The organism is Melghirimyces profundicolus, assembly GCF_003054245.1.
Taxonomy (GTDB): domain Bacteria; phylum Bacillota; class Bacilli; order Thermoactinomycetales; family DSM-45169; genus Melghirimyces; species Melghirimyces profundicolus.
Genome location: NZ_QBKR01000025.1, coordinates 36,879 through 53,736, shown reverse-complemented (window position 1 = coordinate 53,736; position 16,858 = coordinate 36,879). Strand labels below are relative to the sequence as shown.

General features: G+C 55.6%; 20 protein-coding genes. All 20 read right to left on the bottom strand.

What is annotated here, in order from left to right; genetic code table 11:
- Window positions 1-297: 297 nt before the first annotated feature.
- Window positions 298-744, bottom strand: a complete 447-nt coding sequence (gene ahrC / locus C8P63_RS15450) for a transcriptional regulator AhrC/ArgR (protein WP_108025548.1) — start codon at window positions 742-744, stop codon at window positions 298-300.
- On the bottom strand, window positions 741-1,625 hold the full coding sequence (locus C8P63_RS15445; protein WP_108025547.1) for an NAD(+)/NADH kinase: 885 nt from the start codon (window positions 1,623-1,625) through the stop codon (window positions 741-743). Before C8P63_RS15445 ends, ahrC begins: the two co-directional genes overlap by 4 nt.
- Window positions 1,626-1,654: 29 nt before the next feature.
- Window positions 1,655-2,170 carry a hypothetical protein gene (locus tag C8P63_RS15440; protein ID WP_108025546.1) on the bottom strand — a complete coding sequence of 172 codons (516 nt, stop codon included), beginning with the start codon at window positions 2,168-2,170 and terminating at the stop codon, window positions 1,655-1,657.
- Window positions 2,171-2,225: 55 nt separating this feature from the next.
- A complete protein-coding gene (locus tag C8P63_RS15435; protein ID WP_108025545.1) occupies window positions 2,226-3,050 on the bottom strand; it encodes a TlyA family RNA methyltransferase in 825 nt (274 codons plus the stop codon).
- Between the two features lie 14 nt (window positions 3,051-3,064).
- Complete coding sequence (gene dxs / locus C8P63_RS15430) at window positions 3,065-4,957, bottom strand: 1-deoxy-D-xylulose-5-phosphate synthase (RefSeq protein WP_108025544.1); 1,893 nt, start codon at window positions 4,955-4,957, stop codon at window positions 3,065-3,067.
- Window positions 4,938-5,558 carry a hypothetical protein gene (locus tag C8P63_RS15425; RefSeq protein WP_108025543.1) on the bottom strand — a complete coding sequence of 207 codons (621 nt, stop codon included), beginning with the start codon at window positions 5,556-5,558 and terminating at the stop codon, window positions 4,938-4,940. Before C8P63_RS15425 ends, dxs begins: the two co-directional genes overlap by 20 nt.
- A gap of 796 nt (window positions 5,559-6,354) precedes the next feature.
- Complete coding sequence (locus C8P63_RS15420) at window positions 6,355-7,248, bottom strand: polyprenyl synthetase family protein (RefSeq protein WP_281258734.1); 894 nt, start codon at window positions 7,246-7,248, stop codon at window positions 6,355-6,357.
- A gap of 1 nt (window position 7,249) precedes the next feature.
- A complete protein-coding gene (gene xseB / locus C8P63_RS15415) occupies window positions 7,250-7,513 on the bottom strand; it encodes an exodeoxyribonuclease VII small subunit (protein ID WP_108025541.1) in 264 nt (87 codons plus the stop codon).
- Window positions 7,500-8,876 carry an exodeoxyribonuclease VII large subunit gene (xseA, locus tag C8P63_RS15410; RefSeq protein WP_425437320.1) on the bottom strand — a complete coding sequence of 459 codons (1,377 nt, stop codon included), beginning with the start codon at window positions 8,874-8,876 and terminating at the stop codon, window positions 7,500-7,502. The genes xseB and xseA overlap by 14 nt, the downstream gene beginning before the upstream one ends.
- Window positions 8,877-8,884: 8 nt before the next feature.
- Entirely contained in the window at window positions 8,885-9,742 is an 858-nt protein-coding gene (folD, locus tag C8P63_RS15405) for a bifunctional methylenetetrahydrofolate dehydrogenase/methenyltetrahydrofolate cyclohydrolase FolD (RefSeq protein WP_108025539.1), read from the bottom strand.
- 122 nt (window positions 9,743-9,864) lie between these two features.
- Window positions 9,865-10,311 (bottom strand): transcription antitermination factor NusB, encoded by a 447-nt coding sequence (gene nusB / locus C8P63_RS15400; RefSeq protein WP_170109703.1) that lies wholly within the window; start codon window positions 10,309-10,311, stop codon window positions 9,865-9,867.
- A 50-nt stretch (window positions 10,312-10,361) separates the two neighbouring features.
- Window positions 10,362-10,586 (bottom strand): DUF2273 domain-containing protein, encoded by a 225-nt coding sequence (locus tag C8P63_RS15395; protein ID WP_245920956.1) that lies wholly within the window; start codon window positions 10,584-10,586, stop codon window positions 10,362-10,364.
- A 4-nt stretch (window positions 10,587-10,590) separates the two neighbouring features.
- Window positions 10,591-11,151: an alkaline shock response membrane anchor protein AmaP gene (amaP, locus tag C8P63_RS15390; RefSeq protein WP_108025536.1), complete on the bottom strand. Its 561-nt coding sequence runs from the start codon at window positions 11,149-11,151 to the stop codon at window positions 10,591-10,593.
- Between the two features lie 27 nt (window positions 11,152-11,178).
- The gene (locus C8P63_RS15385; RefSeq protein ID WP_108025535.1) at window positions 11,179-11,595 is read right to left on the bottom strand and encodes an Asp23/Gls24 family envelope stress response protein; all 417 of its coding nucleotides are present in this window, start codon (window positions 11,593-11,595) and stop codon (window positions 11,179-11,181) included.
- A gap of 1 nt (window position 11,596) precedes the next feature.
- Window positions 11,597-12,946 (bottom strand): acetyl-CoA carboxylase biotin carboxylase subunit, encoded by a 1,350-nt coding sequence (gene accC / locus C8P63_RS15380; RefSeq protein ID WP_108025534.1) that lies wholly within the window; start codon window positions 12,944-12,946, stop codon window positions 11,597-11,599.
- 21 nt (window positions 12,947-12,967) lie between these two features.
- Entirely contained in the window at window positions 12,968-13,477 is a 510-nt protein-coding gene (gene accB / locus C8P63_RS15375; protein WP_108025553.1) for an acetyl-CoA carboxylase biotin carboxyl carrier protein, read from the bottom strand.
- Between the two features lie 296 nt (window positions 13,478-13,773).
- The gene (locus tag C8P63_RS15370) at window positions 13,774-14,343 is read right to left on the bottom strand and encodes a SpoIIIAH-like family protein (protein ID WP_108025533.1); all 570 of its coding nucleotides are present in this window, start codon (window positions 14,341-14,343) and stop codon (window positions 13,774-13,776) included.
- Window positions 14,344-14,358: 15 nt separating this feature from the next.
- Complete coding sequence (gene spoIIIAG, locus C8P63_RS15365; RefSeq protein WP_108025532.1) at window positions 14,359-14,991, bottom strand: stage III sporulation protein AG; 633 nt, start codon at window positions 14,989-14,991, stop codon at window positions 14,359-14,361.
- Window positions 14,992-14,997: 6 nt separating this feature from the next.
- Window positions 14,998-15,657 carry a stage III sporulation protein AF gene (gene spoIIIAF, locus C8P63_RS15360; RefSeq protein ID WP_108025531.1) on the bottom strand — a complete coding sequence of 220 codons (660 nt, stop codon included), beginning with the start codon at window positions 15,655-15,657 and terminating at the stop codon, window positions 14,998-15,000.
- Between the two features lie 13 nt (window positions 15,658-15,670).
- Window positions 15,671-16,852, bottom strand: a complete 1,182-nt coding sequence (spoIIIAE, locus tag C8P63_RS15355; RefSeq protein WP_108025530.1) for a stage III sporulation protein AE — start codon at window positions 16,850-16,852, stop codon at window positions 15,671-15,673.
- Window positions 16,853-16,858 lie beyond the last annotated feature (6 nt).

Sequence of the window (16,858 nt, the reverse complement as noted above, 5' to 3'; positions counted from 1 at the left end):
ACAAGTCTCGCCGGGGGTCGCTTCACTCCCCGGTCTCGCTATGCACTCACAGAGCACAAGTCTCGCCGGGGGTCGCTTCACTCCCCGGTCTCGCTGTGCTGTCCTGCAGGGAGAGATGCCCGATCCGCTCCCAATCATCCTGCTGCGGGCAGGAGCAACCCCCTGCGGGTGCACACAGAGAAGCTTTTGCCCCTGAACGCCCTTGCAGGCTGATTCTCCGCCGGGCAGGACAGCAAAGTCGCTGTTTCGTGCAAACACTTATCTTCTTCTGAGCCTGACAATCCATCACAACGGCTTCTAGAGCATTTCGATAAAACGGTTTTTAACCTGAGGGGCCCGTTCCCGGTCCCGGCAGATCAGAAGAATGGTGTCGTCCCCCGCAATGGTGCCGATCACGTCCGGCCAGTCCATGTTGTCGATCAGAACGGCGATGGCATGGGCATTGCCCGGCATCGTCTTCATGACGATCAGGTTTTCGCTCTGTTCAATTCCAACAAATGCTTCCGTCAATATCCGCTTCAGTTTCTGATGGGGGTTGAACCGGTTGTCCGCCGGCAGAGAATATTTGTAGCGGCCGTTGTTGGTCGGAACCTTGACCAGATGAAGTTCCTTGATATCCCGGGAGACGGTGGCCTGGGTCACGTTATAACCCGCGTTTTTCAGTTCGTCGACCAGGTCCTCCTGGGTCTCAATGTCGCGGTTCGTAATAATTTCACGTATCTTGATATGTCGTTGCGCTTTCATTTTCTGCCCTCCAGCCCGCTTCCTTCATCCTGTTCCCCCTGAAGCTTCTTACGAACCACTTCAAAGAAATCCCGTTCTTTCCATTTAATCAGTGAGGTGATGTTTTTCGATGCGGCCACCCGGATGATATCATCCACCTTCAACCGATACCCCAACTGCCCGTCGATGGTGAGTCCGATGTCCCGGTGGGTGGCGCTGACCCGGATTTCCAAGATGCCATCCGAGGGCAACACCATGGGACGTGCGGTGAGGGTGTGGGGGCAGATCGGCGTAAGCAGGATGCTTTGAACCCCGGGCCACACGATCGGACCGCCGCAGGACAACGAATAAGCCGTGGATCCGGTGGGGGTGGAGACGATCAATCCGTCACCGGAATAAGTCCCCAGGTAAATGCCGTCCATATAAACGGTTCCCGTAATCATTCGACTGAAGGAACCTTTGGCGATCCCCACATCGTTGAGAGCCACATTTTTTTCAAGCACCTCCCCCTCCCGGACCACTTCCGCGTCCAACATCATCCGTTTCTCTATGTAATAATCCCCGGTCAGAATCCGGTCGACTGCCGTGGCCAGATTGTCCGGTTCCGCCTCGGACAGGAAACCGAGATGCCCCAGATTGAACCCCAGTATGGGAATCCCGTAAGCGGCAAACCGGCGGGCCACACCCAGAAGCGTCCCATCTCCACCCAGGACGAACACGATATCCACCGTGCCGGGAAATTGATCCACCGGCAGCGCCAAATCTTTGCGGACCATTCCTTCCGCGATGTCCGGTTCAAGGAAAACTTTCGCCCGCCGCTCCTCAAGAAGGTGGACCAACTCCTTCAGCACGACCCTCGCTTTGGGCTTTCCTTTGTTAACCAGTATCCCGAACCTTTTCAAATCGATTCCACCCCCATCCGCCTGCAGGGTTAACGTGCCAGGATCGCGATCAGTGCTCCCACGGTCAGCATGATGAGATGTGTGGTCAAACCTCCGCGTCTCCGAATCCGCACTCCCGTTACATCAAAAGTGATTGTTTTCAAGGTTCCCTGAAGGGGGTCGACATATAAGACACCGGCAGCCTGAAAAGCGAGAACGTGTGCCAAAAATCGGTCCCGGACCGCTGCGCCGGAAAGCCGTAACGCTTTCTTCGCCTTCGCCAGAATCACCACATACGTCTTTCCACCTTTTCTGACGATGAAATCGGCGTACAACCGGCTTTCATACTGCTTTTCCCCCACCCGGATCCAGAGGGGAAGCCGTTGTTTTGCAGCTACCACTTCATACCCTTCCGCCTTCAGCATTTCGGGAATCTCACCCTGGACCGGTCGGTTGGATTCGAGCACCACCGGATGGATATCCGTTTTTTTCCACCTGCGAATCAGGAAAAACAGGACCAGGATCAACAGCAGAAAAAGGACGACCGCATCCCCTTCACGCAACAACGGGATCCCTCCCCCCTTTTCTACTGTAATTCGTATCCCGCCCCCGGAAATCCTGTCAGGGATCGGTCCGTTCCCTCTGGGCCCACTCCACCGTTTCCGAAATCAGCTCGGCTGAAGCTTCCTTTGTTCCGGAAGGGTGGGATGGATTCCAGCCCAGCCAGCTCAGGAACTCAATGTTTCCTTCGCTTCCGGTGATCGGCGACGGGGCCAGCCCTTCGATGGTAAAGCCTTCTTCTTCCGCGGTCCTGCAAAAACGGGTCAGGACTTCCCGGTGAATGCGGGGGTCCCGAACCACTCCCTTGCGGCCGACCTGTTTCCTGCCCGCTTCAAACTGGGGTTTGACCAGGGCGACCACCTCCGCAGGTTCCTTCAACAACTGCTTTAAGGGGGGAAGGATCAGCGAGAGCGAAATGAAGGAGACATCCACCGTTGCGAAGTCGGGTCTCTCGCCGGGAAGGTCCCCGGGTTGCATGTACCGGAAATTGGTCCGTTCCATCACCACCACCCGTTCGTCTTGCCGGAGTTTCCAATCAAGCTGGCCATAACCCACGTCGACGGCGTATACTTTTGCGGCACCGTTTTGAAGGGCACAATCGGTAAACCCGCCCGTCGACGCTCCGATATCCAGAACCACGCGGTTTTCCAGATGCAGATCAAACACTTCGAGGGCTCTTTCCAGCTTCAGGCCGCCCCGACTCACGTAAGGGTGTTCCCGCCCGGTGACTTCCACGTCGGCATCGGCCGGCACCCGGGTTCCCGGCTTGTCCGCACGCTCGCCGTTGATTTTCACCAACCCCGCCATGATCGCACGTTGAGCCTGCTGGCGGCTGGTGAAATGACCTCTTTGCGTCAACAGAACATCCAATCGTTCCTTGGCCAATTCACACCCATCCCTCAGGCCCGCCGTCGTTGACGGGGGGCCATTTTACGCGCGATCCCGGTGATGTTGTCCACCGTCAATCCGACTTCCTGCCGCTGATCGTTGACACTCCCGTGCTCCACAAAGTAATCCGGGACCCCCAGGGTCTTCACCTGCATGCCGTACACCTCTTGTTCGGCATAATATTCCAGGACGGCGCTTCCGAACCCGCCGATGGCCGAACCTTCTTCGATGGTGAGAATCGGGGTCTCCTCTTCACACAAACGGTCCAGCAGTTCGGAATCGAGGGGTTTGGCGAACCGGGCGTTCACCACTTTGGCCTTCACGCCTTCCCGCGCCAGCTGATCAGCCGCTTGAAGAGCAAGGGGAACCATGGTTCCGAACGCCAGGAGGGCCACGTCCCGCCCTTCCCGCAACACCTCAGATTTCCCGATCGGCAGTTCTTTCAACTCCTCATCCATTTCCACCCCGAGGCCGGTTCCCCGGGGGAAGCGGACGGCGATCGGTCCTTTGTCGTAGCGGTAGCCCGTGTAGAGCATATGCCGGAACTCGTTTTCGTCCTTGGGCATCATAATCACCATATTGGGAACGCATCGCATATAGGCGATATCGTAAACACCCTGGTGGGTTTCCCCGTCCGCTCCCACAAAGCCCGCACGGTCCACTGCCAACAGAACGTTCAGGTTTTGACGGGCGATGTCGTGAATCAATTGGTCGTAACCCCGTTGCAAAAACGTGGAATAAATCGCCAAAACCGGTTTCATTCCTTGGGTCGCCAGTCCCGCCGAGAAAGTGGCCGCATGTTGTTCGGCGATCCCCACGTCGAAACAACGGTCAGGGAAGCGGGCGGCAAACTCGTTCATTCCCGAACCGCTGAGCATCGCCGGCGTGATTCCCACCACACGCGGGTCCTCTTCCGCCAGCTGAATCAGGGTGTCACCGAACACTTTGGGATACTTCACGGGGGTATTCGGCTTTTTCACCCCTTTGCTGGATTCGAGCTTGTACCCCTTTGTCACACCGTGCAGGTTTTCGGCGTGTTCCTCGGCCGGCAGGTAGCCTTTTCCTTTTTGGGTGATCACGTGAACGAGGACCGGTCCTTCGGCCTTGTCCGCCTGGCGCAGGCATTCCATCAATTCTACCAGGTTGTGCCCGTTGACCGGACCGAGGTAGGTGAACCCCAGCTTTTCGAACAGCACGCCGGAAACAACCAGGTATTTGAGGCTGTCCTTGATCCGTTCCGCCGCGGAAGCGAAAGCGCCTCCCACCGTGGGGATCTTCTTCAGGAAAAACTCCACTTCGTCCTTAATCTTATGATAATGGCGATGGGTACGGAGTTTGCCCAAATAGTTGTGAATGGCACCCACGTTGGGGGAAATGGACATTTCGTTGTCGTTGAGAATCACCATGATCTTCTTTTGCTCGTTCCCGATGTGATTGAGGGCTTCCAAGGCCATGCCCCCGGTCAGCGCCCCGTCTCCGATGATGGGAATCACCCGATGGTTTTCCCCTTTCAGGTCCCGGGCAGCCGCCATTCCCATGGCTGCCGACAGGGAGGTGCTGCTGTGCCCCGTCTCCCATACATCGTGTTCGCTCTCCCTCATTTTCGGGAACCCGCACAGTCCTTTATACTGCCGGAGTGTTTCAAACTGACCTCTCCGGCCCGTCAGAATCTTATGGACATAGGCTTGATGACCCACATCCCAGATGAACCGGTCACGGGGGCTATCAAAGAGGTAATGCAAAGCAAGGGTTAATTCCACGACACCCAGGTTGGAGCCCAAATGCCCCCCTGTCACGGACAGGCTTTCAATCAGGAATTGCCGGATCTCTTCCGCCAGTCGGGGAAGTTCTTGTACGGGAATCTTTTTCAATTGTTCCGGCGACTTAATCTGTTCGAGGTGCACGAAGAACGCCTCGCTTTCGCTTTCGTTTTTTCCTAGTTTTCACTTCAAACAACCGAATATAAAACCTCTTCTCCAGTATATAAAAGACTTTGCCCAGTCTAAAGACGATTTCATTTGAATATCGAATGGAAAGTGTTTTACCCAGGGCTTTTCCGCCCACAGTGAGGGCAGAGATGATCCCCACCATCAGAGGTTCCAAAAACCAACGGCTTTCGGGGATGTCCATCGTGAACACCAGGGCTGCCACGACTGCAAAACCCGCCGCTCCGCTGACAATCCCGCTGATGTCCCCGATCACATCATTGCAGAAGTTGGCAAACTGGTCTGCTCTCCGGATGATGCCGATGGCATGCCTGGCGCCGGGAACTTTATGAGCGGCCATGGCGTGGAAGGGCGGCTCCCGCGCGGCGGTGGCAGCGATCCCCAACATGTCGAAAAAGACGCCGACCAACACGATCAACAACACCACCAGCATTCCGCCCTGCCACGGCAACCCCCGTAAAAAAGCAGCGGAGACCATACTGAAGAACACGGACAACATGGCCGTAACCACACTGATCAAGGCAGCCCAGCGAAGAGATTGTCGAACGATTTCACGCATCCTGTACGCTGCTCCTCCATTGGCCATAAAGAACGGAATGCCGGCCGCTTGCGGCGGGCCGGCATCCCGTTCCGGCTTGACAGGCGGTCCTTCACCGCCGGTCTGCCAACGGCCGAACTGATCGATTCAAGATCAGATCGTTTATTTTGAAATGAAAAAGACCTTGGAGTGATAACGAACCGGGTAAATATTGCGGCTTAGGTCCAGTAGGTTTTCCCAAAAAGGTATCCGCATCGTCGCCAATGCGGCGGTTTCCCTTTATAACCTTTTTCGGCGGCGTCGCCGTCCGCCGGACTGGATTACCACTCAGTCCGCACTGCAATCCCCGGCCCGCCTTGCCCTGACGGCAAACAGTCTAGGAGATTTCCTCAACAGTCCTGGCGCCTCTCCTAGCCTCTTTTGCAGTGTTGCTTTCAGCGGAACGTCCGAAAAACGGAGTCCCACATCCCCGCAACACCACTCAAGGCAGGCTACGCTGCATCAGGTCCCCCTAGCCTATATGCAGGTTCATACCCCAAGCCGTCGCCTGCGCTCGATGACGCCGGGCCACGCACTTGGGCCTCCGCGGAGGTCGGGTCATCGCCCACATGCCTTTGTGGATCGCCCGTCCTCCTTAACTCTCAGCATCAACCCCCGACTGGGCGTCGGAAGCCGACACCAAGAACTTCATCGATGTGCCCTTTAGCGGATTTTTAGCCCCGCCTTCAGAGAGGGTGGACTGACTAGAATACTGCACCACTCCACATTGAAAGTATTATATCACAATCCCGTAAAAACCGACAATCGAGGGGAACATTCAAGACTCCCGGTACGTCAAATAATCGGCAATCGCCAACAAACGATTGGGACGGACCCCTTCAAGGGACAACACCAGACTTTTGGCCTCGTCCACCAGTTTCCGTACCCATTTTTTGGAATCTTCCAGGCCCATCAGAGCGGGATAAGTGGATTTTTCTTTTTGTTCGTCGCTGCCGATGGGCTTCCCCAGCTTTTCCCGGTCGCCCACTACATCAAGGACATCGTCCTGAATCTGAAAAGCGAGACCCAATCGTTCGGCATATCCGGTCAGCGCCTGGAGCTTGTCTTCTGATGCACCGGAGACCAAGGATCCGAGCCGGACCGACAGCGTGATCAGATCCCCCGTTTTGGACCGGTGGATCTCCTGCAATTCTTCCAGGGTCACGGACCGTCCTTCCCCTTGCAGGTCTTTCACCTGGCCCCCGACCATTCCCTCGGCGCCGGCTCGGACGGCACACTCCCGGATCAACCCGAGGGCGGTTTCACGGGAAAGATCTGCGTTCAGCGCCCCCTCGGCCAGTACCCCGAAGGCTTTGGTCAGGAGAGCATCCCCTGCCAGGATCGCCATCGCTTCCCCGTAAACTTTGTGATTGGTGGGAATCCCCCGGCGAAAATCATCGTTGTCCATGGATGGCAGGTCATCGTGGATTAAAGAATATGTATGTATCATTTCAACGGCACATGCAAAGGGGAGGGCCTTCTCTTCCGACCCTCCCAAGGCTTCGGCGACCGCCAGAACCAGAATGGGACGGAGACGTTTTCCTCCTGCCAAAAGGGAATAGGCCATGGATTCCCTTAACCGGTCCGGAATTTCCGGGTTGTTCACATAGGACCTCAGTCTTTCCTCGACGATCACCGCTTTTTCTTTCAGATATTGTTCGATCTCCCGCACCTTATTTCCCATCCTCTCCGGGTTGGAACGGTTTTTTCATCCAATCCCCGTTTTCCTGAACCAGCATCTCCACCTGTTGCTCCAGTTTATCCAGCTTGGACCCGCAGTAGCGGGAAAGCTTCATCCCTTCCTCGAAGAGCCGGATGGATTCTTCCAGCGTCACATTCCCGTTTTCCAATTGATCCACCACTTCTTCCAGGCGTTCGATCGCCTCTTCGAAGGAAAGCTCTTCCAATGACCGCCGTTCTTCGTTATTCCCTGACATGGGAGTCTCCCTCCGTTCCCCACACTTGACATTTCAATCTTCCGTCGGACAACCGGATCCGGATCAGATCCCCCGGCTGCACGTCGTTTGCGGATTTCACCAGTTTTTCTCCGTCAAAACGGTACACAAGGGAATATCCCCTCTGCATCACTTTCAAAGGACTGAGGGCATCCAGGTGTTCCAGACGTTTCAGTAACAGCGTCCGTTCGTCCCGGAACCGCCGTTCCATTCCGGATCCGGCCTGCCGGGTGAGCTCAGCCAGCCGTTCCCGGAGTCGCCGGATCCGGGCGGAGGGACGGTGTCCTTGTAACCGGTAAATGCGGCTTTCCAAACGGGAACGGCAGGGGGTGAACCGTTCCCGGCCGGCCCCGATCAGATCCTGGGTCAGCAGATCCAGTTTCTGCGCCTCGACTTCCACCCGGGCCCCGGGTTTTTTGAGTACCGGCCGGCCATTGGCCCGTTCCCATCTGTCCCTTTCCGAGCGAAGTTTTAAACGGACCGCTTGGAAGAGGCGCTCTCTCACCCCTTTCAAACGGGAGATCAACTCCTGCAGGCCGGGAGCGACCAGCTCGGCCGCCGCGGTGGGAGTGGGTGCCCGCACATCGGCGACAAAATCGGAAATGGTCGTATCGGTCTCATGACCGACGGCCGACACGACCGGAATCCGGGAACGATGGATGGCGCGGGCCACTGTCTCTTCGTTGAAAGCCCATAACTCCTCCAGGGAACCGCCGCCCCGTCCGATGATGATCACATCCACCTCGCCTTCCCGGTTCATCCGGTCCAGTGCTTCAACCAGTTCCCCTGGGGCCTCGCTTCCCTGCACCGCCACGGGATGGACCAGGATATCCACCACCGGGGAGCGGCGTTGGATGGTGGTGATGATGTCCCGAACCGCGGCGCCGACGGGGGATGTGATCACCCCCACACGGCGCGGAAGAAACGGAAGGGGTTTTTTCCGGTCCGGGGAGAACAGTCCTTCCGCCTCCAACTTTTCCTTCAACTGCTGAAATGCAACATACCGTTCCCCGATCCCGTTGGGTTGCATGTGGGTGACGTAAAGTTGAACTTGTCCGTCCCGCTCATAGACGGCCATCCGGCCCCGGACGAGCACATCGTCCCCGTCCTTGGGGAGAAACCGGAGCCGACGGTTGTGACTGGCGAACATCACGGCCCGGACCTTGGTCCGGTCGTCCTTCAAGGTGAAGTACATATGACCCCGCATATGGCGCTTGAAATTGGAGATTTCCCCCTGAACCCAAACCCGCGACAAATCCGGCGCGTTCTCGATCACGCCGGTCAGGCGCCGAACAAGGGCCGTGATCGTGAGCACATCCTGATCTCTGTGTTCCAAGCGAAGCACCCCCTCTCTCAGGAGCTGCGATTTTTTGCCGCCTGAATGGTATTGTACAACAACATGGCCCGCGTCATCGGGCCGACCCCGCCCGGGACAGGGGTAATGTGGGAAGCCACCGGACGGACCGACTCAAAATCGACATCCCCGGCCAATTTGCCTTCCGGTGTCCGGTTCATCCCCACATCAATGACCACGACGCCGGGTTTGACATGGTCCCGGGTGATGGTGTGCAACCGGCCGACCGCCGCCACCAAAATATCGGCCTGTCGGGTGTGGAAGGCCAGATCCGCGGTCCGGGAATGACACATCGTCACGGTGGCGTTTTCCCGCTGAAGCAAAAGCGATACCGGTTTCCCCACGATATTGCTCCGGCCTACGACGACGGCATGTTTACCGGAGACGGAGATCCGCGAGCGTTTCAACATTTCGAGAATGCCGTGGGGAGTGCAGGGAAGAAGGGAATCCAATCCGGTTACCAGTCGGCCCGCATTGAGGGGATGAAACCCGTCCACATCCTTCTCCGGCCGGATTTCCGAAATGACCCGCTCGGGGTTCAGGTGATCCGGAAGCGGCAGCTGAACCAGAATCCCCTGTGTTCCTTCATCCTCGTTCAACCTGCGGATTTCGGAGAGCAGTTCCTCTTCTCCGATGGTTTCCGGTTTCCGGATCAATTCGGAGTGGATCCCCACCTGTTCACAATCCCGCACTTTCCCCCGCACATACGACTCCGAAGCCGGATCATTCCCCACCAGAATCACGGCCAGGCCGGGGCGTTTTCCCGACTTCCCGGTCCATTCCTCCACCTCTTCTTTCAGTTCCCGCTTGACCTGTTCGGCGATTGCTTTTCCGTCAATGAGTTGGCCCTGCTCCACGATTATACTCCTCTCTGGTTTCACAGTAAGAATTCTTCCCCAGTTTACCCCGCCGTCGCCCCCTGTGTAAAGGAAACACGAACTTTAAAACGATTTTTTATTTTATCGTTCGTTTTTATCTCTTATCCGGAGAAATCCGTCCGGGCCAGTTTGCGGACTTCTTCCATATTCTTCACCATGCTTCCCAGGACCCCGTTGATGAAGCGGGCGGAATCTTCGGAGCTGAACGTTTTTGCCAACTCCACCGCCTCGTTCAGGGTTGCCCCTTCCGGGATCCCGTCCTCGAACAGAAGCTCATAGACGGCCAACCTCAAAATCGAGCGGTCGATATAGGAAAGTCTCGACAAGGGCCATTCTTTCTTCAAAAACCGCTGAATAACCGGATCCAGTACCGGCATTTCCTTCAGCACCCCGCGGGTCAGGCGGAGAAAAAATGAAACCTCTTCTTCACCGGTTTCTTTCTGCAGGGAACGGGCGGCGGCCTCAACGGACCGATCTCCGCCGGCGGGATTCAATTCGTTTTGGTACAGGGTTTGCAAAGCTTTTTCTCTCACCAGACGTCTGGACATCCAATCTCTCCTTTCAAAAAAAACACCCAGCCGACGGCCGGGACCCATGATTATTTTCTGAACCATTTGTCCGGGATGATACTCTCCAAAACGTGCCTCAAATCGTCCCGGCTGTCGGCCCGGTGTCCGGCCATGAACCCGGCCAGAACGAAGAGGGTAAAAATAAACGTTTTCCACAGTCCGACAATGAGATAGATAATACCGAACAGCAATCCGGCGCCGATTCCCACAATCCTTCCACGGTGTGTTTCCCACAAACGTTCCAACTGCTCCACCACCCTACTCTACGCGGATCCGGGACCGGTCCGGCTGAACCGTATCCACGATGTAAACGGAGATTTGGCTGACGTCCACACCTGCGATCTCTTCCACGTGGGTTTTGACCGACTGCTGCAATTGCTCCGAAAGGACCTGAATAGGAGTGTCTCCCTCGACGGTTAATTTTAAACCGATGCCGACGGAAGACCGGGCGGCATCCTGGCGGACCCGGGCAGATAAGTCACGGATTCCCTTCACCCTGTGGGCGGCTTTGATCGCCAGGCTTTCCAGCGTCTTGCACGAAATCCGGATGTGACCGATTTCGGTGAGGCGGTCGACTCCGGGGTCTTCCTTATCTTTGTGTACGGTGACCCACAGGAGACGAAGGCTGAAAGCAAGGATCATCGCGCTCACGGCAGCAACAGTCCAACGGGCGCCCGGATTCCGGTAGAGCTTGTTCACCCATCCTTCCAAGCCTTCCCTGTCCAACCCGAATTTGAAAGCGAAACTCAGCCCCAAGGTTGCCACCATCAGGAACAGTAAACCATAACCCAATAAGAGGAGCCGATTCAGTACACCCAATCCCTGTACCTCCTCCAGGATATTCTGTTATTTCAACCGCTGTGATGCCGCTTCCTGTTCACCGGCGGCCCGCTCTTCACCCTTCAGCCTCACTTCCACCACGCGCACCGTCACAGCGGACACGGAAAGACCGGTCATGGTTTCGACGGCCGTCTTCACCTGTTCCTGCACTTCCCGCCCCACGTCGGGAATGGGGTAACCATAATGGAGAATCAGCGAAACAAAGATCTTGACTTCTTCCTCCAACTCCACTTTAATTCCTTGCTTCGGTTTTTTTCGCCCCAAGAATTGGGTGATGTCCGAAACAACTCCCCCGCTCGTCCCGGCAACTCCTTCCACCTGGATGGCGGCGAGTCCGGCGATGATCTGAATCACCTCAGGAGCGATCTCCACTTTCCCCAGACGACTGCTCCCGGCTTCACTGTATACCTGATCCATTTCCATTTTAACTCTCCTCCAAATCCGTCGATTCCAGAAATTGAATGTGGAAATCCCCTTCCACGAATTTGCGGTGGTTCAACAGCTTCATATGGAAAGGAATGGTCGTGCTGACGCCGTCCACCGCAAATTCCGCAAGGGCCCGCATCATGCGGTGGAGCGCCTCGTCCCGGTCCTGTCCCCATACGATGAGCTTGGCGATCATGGAATCATAATAGGGCGGAATGCGGTACCCTGGATAAGCCCCGCTGTCGACACGAACGCCTGTCCCTCCCGGAGGCAGGTAAAACTCGATGGTCCCGGGGGTGGGCATAAACTTTTTGTCCGGGTCTTCGGCATTGATCCGGCATTCGATGGACCAGCCGTTGATCTTCACATCTTCCTGGGTGATCGAAAGGGGTTTTCCCGCCGCCACACGGATCTGCTCTTTCACCAAGTCCACTCCGGTTACCAATTCGGTCACCGGATGTTCCACTTGGATCCGCGTGTTCATTTCCATGAAGTAAAAGTTTCCTTCCTTGTCCAACAGGAACTCCACTGTACCCGCTCCGGTATAATTCACCGCTTTGGCGGCCGCCACTGCGGCCATTCCCATTTTTTCACGCAACTCGGGATCGAGGGCGGGGGACGGAGCTTCTTCAATCAGTTTCTGATATCTCCTTTGAATGGAACAGTCCCGTTCCCCCAGATGGATCGTGTTCCCATGAGCGTCAGCCAACACCTGGATTTCAATATGACGGGGTTCGATTAAAAACTTTTCGAGATAAACCCCCGGGTTGCCAAAATTGGTTTCCGCCTCCTGCCGCGCCATCCGGATCGCCCGCTTCAGCTCTTCTTCCGTATGTACCACGCGCATTCCTTTTCCACCGCCGCCCGCCGTCGCTTTGACGATGACGGGATAACCGATTTCCCGGGCCCTCTCCGCCGCGGCATCCTCATCTTCGATGACCCCTTCGGTCCCCGGAACGACGGGAACACCAGCCTTCTTCATCGTATCCCGTGCCGTGGTTTTGTCCCCCATCTTAACGATGGCTTGGGGAGCCGGCCCGATAAAGGTGATGTTGCAGGCGGAACAAAGTTCGGCAAAATCCGGGTTCTCTGCCAGAAAGCCGTATCCGGGGTGAATGGCGTCGGCTTCCACGAGGGTGGCCACGCTCATGAGATTGGTCATGTTGAGATAGCTCTCTTTGGACGGAGCCGGACCGATGCAGTAGGCTTCATCGGCAAGTTTGACGTGCAGGGCTTCCCGATCCGCCTCGGAATAAACCGCCACAGAATCAATGCCCAGCTCCCGACAGGCCCGGATGACCCGGACGGCGATTTCGCCTCGGTTGGCAACGAGTACTTTGTTAAACATCTTTCTCTCTCCTCCCGCTGTTTAGTCGGTTTTAACCAGAAACAGCGGCTGACCGTATTCAACCAACTGCCCGTTTTCCACGAGCACCTGGACAATTTCGCCCCGCACTTCCGCCTCGATCTCGTTCATCAACTTCATCGCTTCCACAATGCAGACCACGGTTTTTTCATCCACCTTGTCCCCCTCTTTGACGTACGGGTCAGCCTCGGGGGAAGGGGCACGATAAAAGGTCCCGACCATGGGGGAAACAATTTTGTGGAGATCGGTATCCGCTGCCTCTGTGTCTCTCTGAGGGGCCGGACGCGGGGCTTCCTCGACCGGCGCCGAAGGTGCGGGGGTCACCTCGGTTGGCTGCTCCGCCTGGGGCTCGGCCGGCTGCGCCTGGGGGGCAGGGGCCACGGCAGCATCCACTCCGGTTTTGGAAAGTGCTTTTTTAATCAACACCTTGGTTCCGTCGTTTTCCAACTCAAACTCCTCAATCTCGGATTCATCCACGAGCCGAATCAATTCCCTGATTTCGTGCATTTTCATCGGCAATTTCATCCACTCCTCCCTGGACCTCCATCAGATGGCTGTTTCATAGCAGGTGTTTGGTAATAATCAGTTTCAAGGATCCCGGGCTCCTGCACATCGGTGCACCGTTTGATTGTAAACAAAAGAACGGGACAACTCAACCGCAGGCATGGGGGCCTGACAAGAATTCTGTTCAACCGTTCGCAATCTATGTCCATTGTACGTTGTACAGACGCCGGAATCAATCTGACGTTTTTCCCCGAAGGATTCTTAAACACAAAAAAGCCCTCCGAAGGAGGGATTCAATCCGTGATTCAGCTTCGGTAAGCGATGGAAATTTTGTGGCTGGGCACATCCATCTGCTTTTTCACTATACTGATCAATTTTACGACCTGTTTGTTGTTCAGCTTTTTACTCTGCACAATGACGTCCACGAAATGATCCTCACCGGTGATCACCACCGCATCCCGGAAGCCTTCTTCCCGGATCAGGTCTTCCATGACGGATTCGGTTTTGTCCACTTTCATCAGTTCATCGATTTTGGCTTGGGCTTCCTTCAACTCTTTTTTAGATGCATCGGGATCCGTCAGTACCTTCATATATTCTTCGGTCATCTTGGAGCGAAGGGAGCTTCGTTCAAGCTGATAACCGACAAAATAGTCACTGTCGGATTCGGCGGATGCTTTCTTGTCTTTCTCCTGTTTCTTCTCCCCATCTTTCTTTTCGTCCGTGTCCACTTTAATTCCGTCCGGTTCCGATTGCTGGTCCTCCATGGTGACCTGATCAGCCGGTTCGACGGGGCCGGTCACGATGTAGTAAGCGGAAAGAACCACCATCAGGGTTAACATCGTCACCAGCCATACGGTCTGTTTGTTCATATTCATTTCGTTTCCCCCTCCTTAACCTTTCGGCATGACGGAAATCCGGTGTATCGGTACATCCATCAACCGTTGGATCGCTTCAATCATAGCCGCTTTCACCTTCAGGTTCTCCGCGCCCTTGGCCACCACCAGCACGCCTCTCACCTTGGGCTTCAACTTTTTGACTACGATGGGCTGTTGTCCGTCACCGTTCTGCTGCAACACCACCTTTTCATCGGTATTATCTTGTCGGATCTTGCGGGTCCCTCCGCTTTTGTCCTTTTCGTCGGTAAACTGTTCGGATTGCCGGACGTCTTTTTCCAGCACCTTTTCCTCCGATGAATCCAGGTTTACCATCACGGAGACATCATCCACCCCGACGATGTTGTTCAATACCTCCGACAATTGGGATTCATACATCTCTTCGTATTCTTTCATCGTGATTTTTTCGTTGCCGCTTTTCCAGGTCGAAGCGCTCTCTTCTTGATCCCTCGAACTTTCCGCCTCGGGCGGTACCACTTCCTGGTGGACGGAGAAAAAGGAGGACAGGATCATGAGAGCCACTCCCAAACAACCGATCACGATCAGCCAACGGAAGGTGTTACCCTTTTTGCCTCCTCCCTCCCCGCCTTCGAGAGCCCTCTCCAGCCGGTCAAGAAACCGTTTCAACAACGGTGATCACCTCCCCCGGTCCCCTTCCAGGATCTCCACTTTGATCTGCTCGTCCTTGAGCTGGAGGGCGTTTCGCAAAAACCGCGTGATTTTCTTCCGCCATGCTTTCTCTTCCGCGGAAGGCTTATCCCGTGGTTGCCCATTTTGCTTCCGGGAACCGCCGATCGTCACGGGATCGACTTCATCCACCGGTTGAATCGCCGGGGTGTCCTTCTTCTCTCCTTCCGGTATGACGGTGAGAAACACCTCGTCAATCTCCGGAGAACCTTTGGTTTGACCCTTTTGGATCTTGACGCGGGCTTGGACCACCTCCAAGTCGAACGCTGCCTCCAGTTTGCTGCCGATCATTCGGGCCATCCGTTTTTCCGCTTCCTCCCGCACCATCCTCTCTCTCTGGTTTTTCAGCTTTTCACTGTTCTGCCGGATGGCGGACAGGGACGCCAGGCGACTTTCTTCGTTCCCCGCTTGCTCGAATGCCAGGTTGGTAAGGTTCAAATCCTGCCGGACCAGCTGGAAGAGGGGAGAGAGGATGGCCATGATGATCAAAAGACCCATCACCAGCTTGACGTAGCGTTCCATCGAGTTGTTCGGCAGCAGGAGGTCGATAAAGGTGGCCACCAATACCAGAATGACGATCTGCTTCAACCAACCACTCAACAGTTCCATCAAGGAGTATCACCTACCGGATCATCACCGAAATGTTCCCGGAAGCCACGATGATGGTAATTGCCAGAAAAAACATCATTCCCACGGTAGCCAGGGAGGCGAAAATGTAGATGAGGGTTTTGGATATAATGCTGAGACATTCGATGATGGGGCTGTCCCCGAGGGGTTGCATCACGGCAGCTGCAAAACTGTAAACCAGAGCCAGGGAGAGAATCTTAAGGGCCGGAAAAGCGATGATCAAGAGAAGAATGATCACCCCCGCCAAACCCACTGCGTTTTTGACCAGAAGGGAAGCCCCCACCACGGTATCCGCCGCGTCGGAAAACATTCGCCCGACCACCGGCACAAAATTTCCGGTCACGTATTTGGCCGTCCGGATCGTCACCCCGTCCGTCACCGCCGCCGTCGCTCCCTGTACGGAAATGATCCCGAGGAAAACGGTCAACAGTGTCCCCAGAATCCCGACAGCCACCTTCCGAAGGAGATTCGCCAGTTGATTCACCTTGTATTTTTCCGACAGGCAGCTGATGATCCCGAGGATGGCGGAAAAGAAAAGGACGGGGAAAACGACTTTATGGATCAGAGTGCCGATGACATGAATCATTAATACGATCATCGGATGGAACATGCCGACGGATCCGAAGTTGCCCATGGACGCCAGCAGGGTGAGGACCAGAGGAACCAGCGCCAACATGAAATGGATCATGCGGGATATCGCTTCTTTGGCGGAATCCACCGCTATGGTGAAACTGTCCACTGCCAGGATGATGATCACCATGAAGGCGATGGCATAGGCGATCTTGCTGACCTGATTCCGTTCAAAAGCCGTCTGCAGCGTTCGAAGAATCATGCTGAAAACGGTCAGAACGATGATGGTTCCCAGGAGCTTCCCGTTGTAGAGAACTTCATGGAAAAGGTATTTTCCCAAAGCGGAGAGAAAATGTTTCCAACTGACTTCCTCTCCTCCGGACAGGACCAGGTCGAAGAGATCGCTCGGTTGATCTTTTGGAAAGAACCGGCCGTATTCGCGTTTCAGCTCCTGCCAGAATGTTTCCACCTTTTCGGTCTCAAGGTGGTCCAACTGGCTCCGGACCACTTTGTCATCCAGATGGGCGCCTTCCGCGGCGGTCCCGGGAAGTGGAAGGGTCAACAGGATGAAAAGCGCCAATCCGAATATCCGGATCCCTACACCCATTGGAGA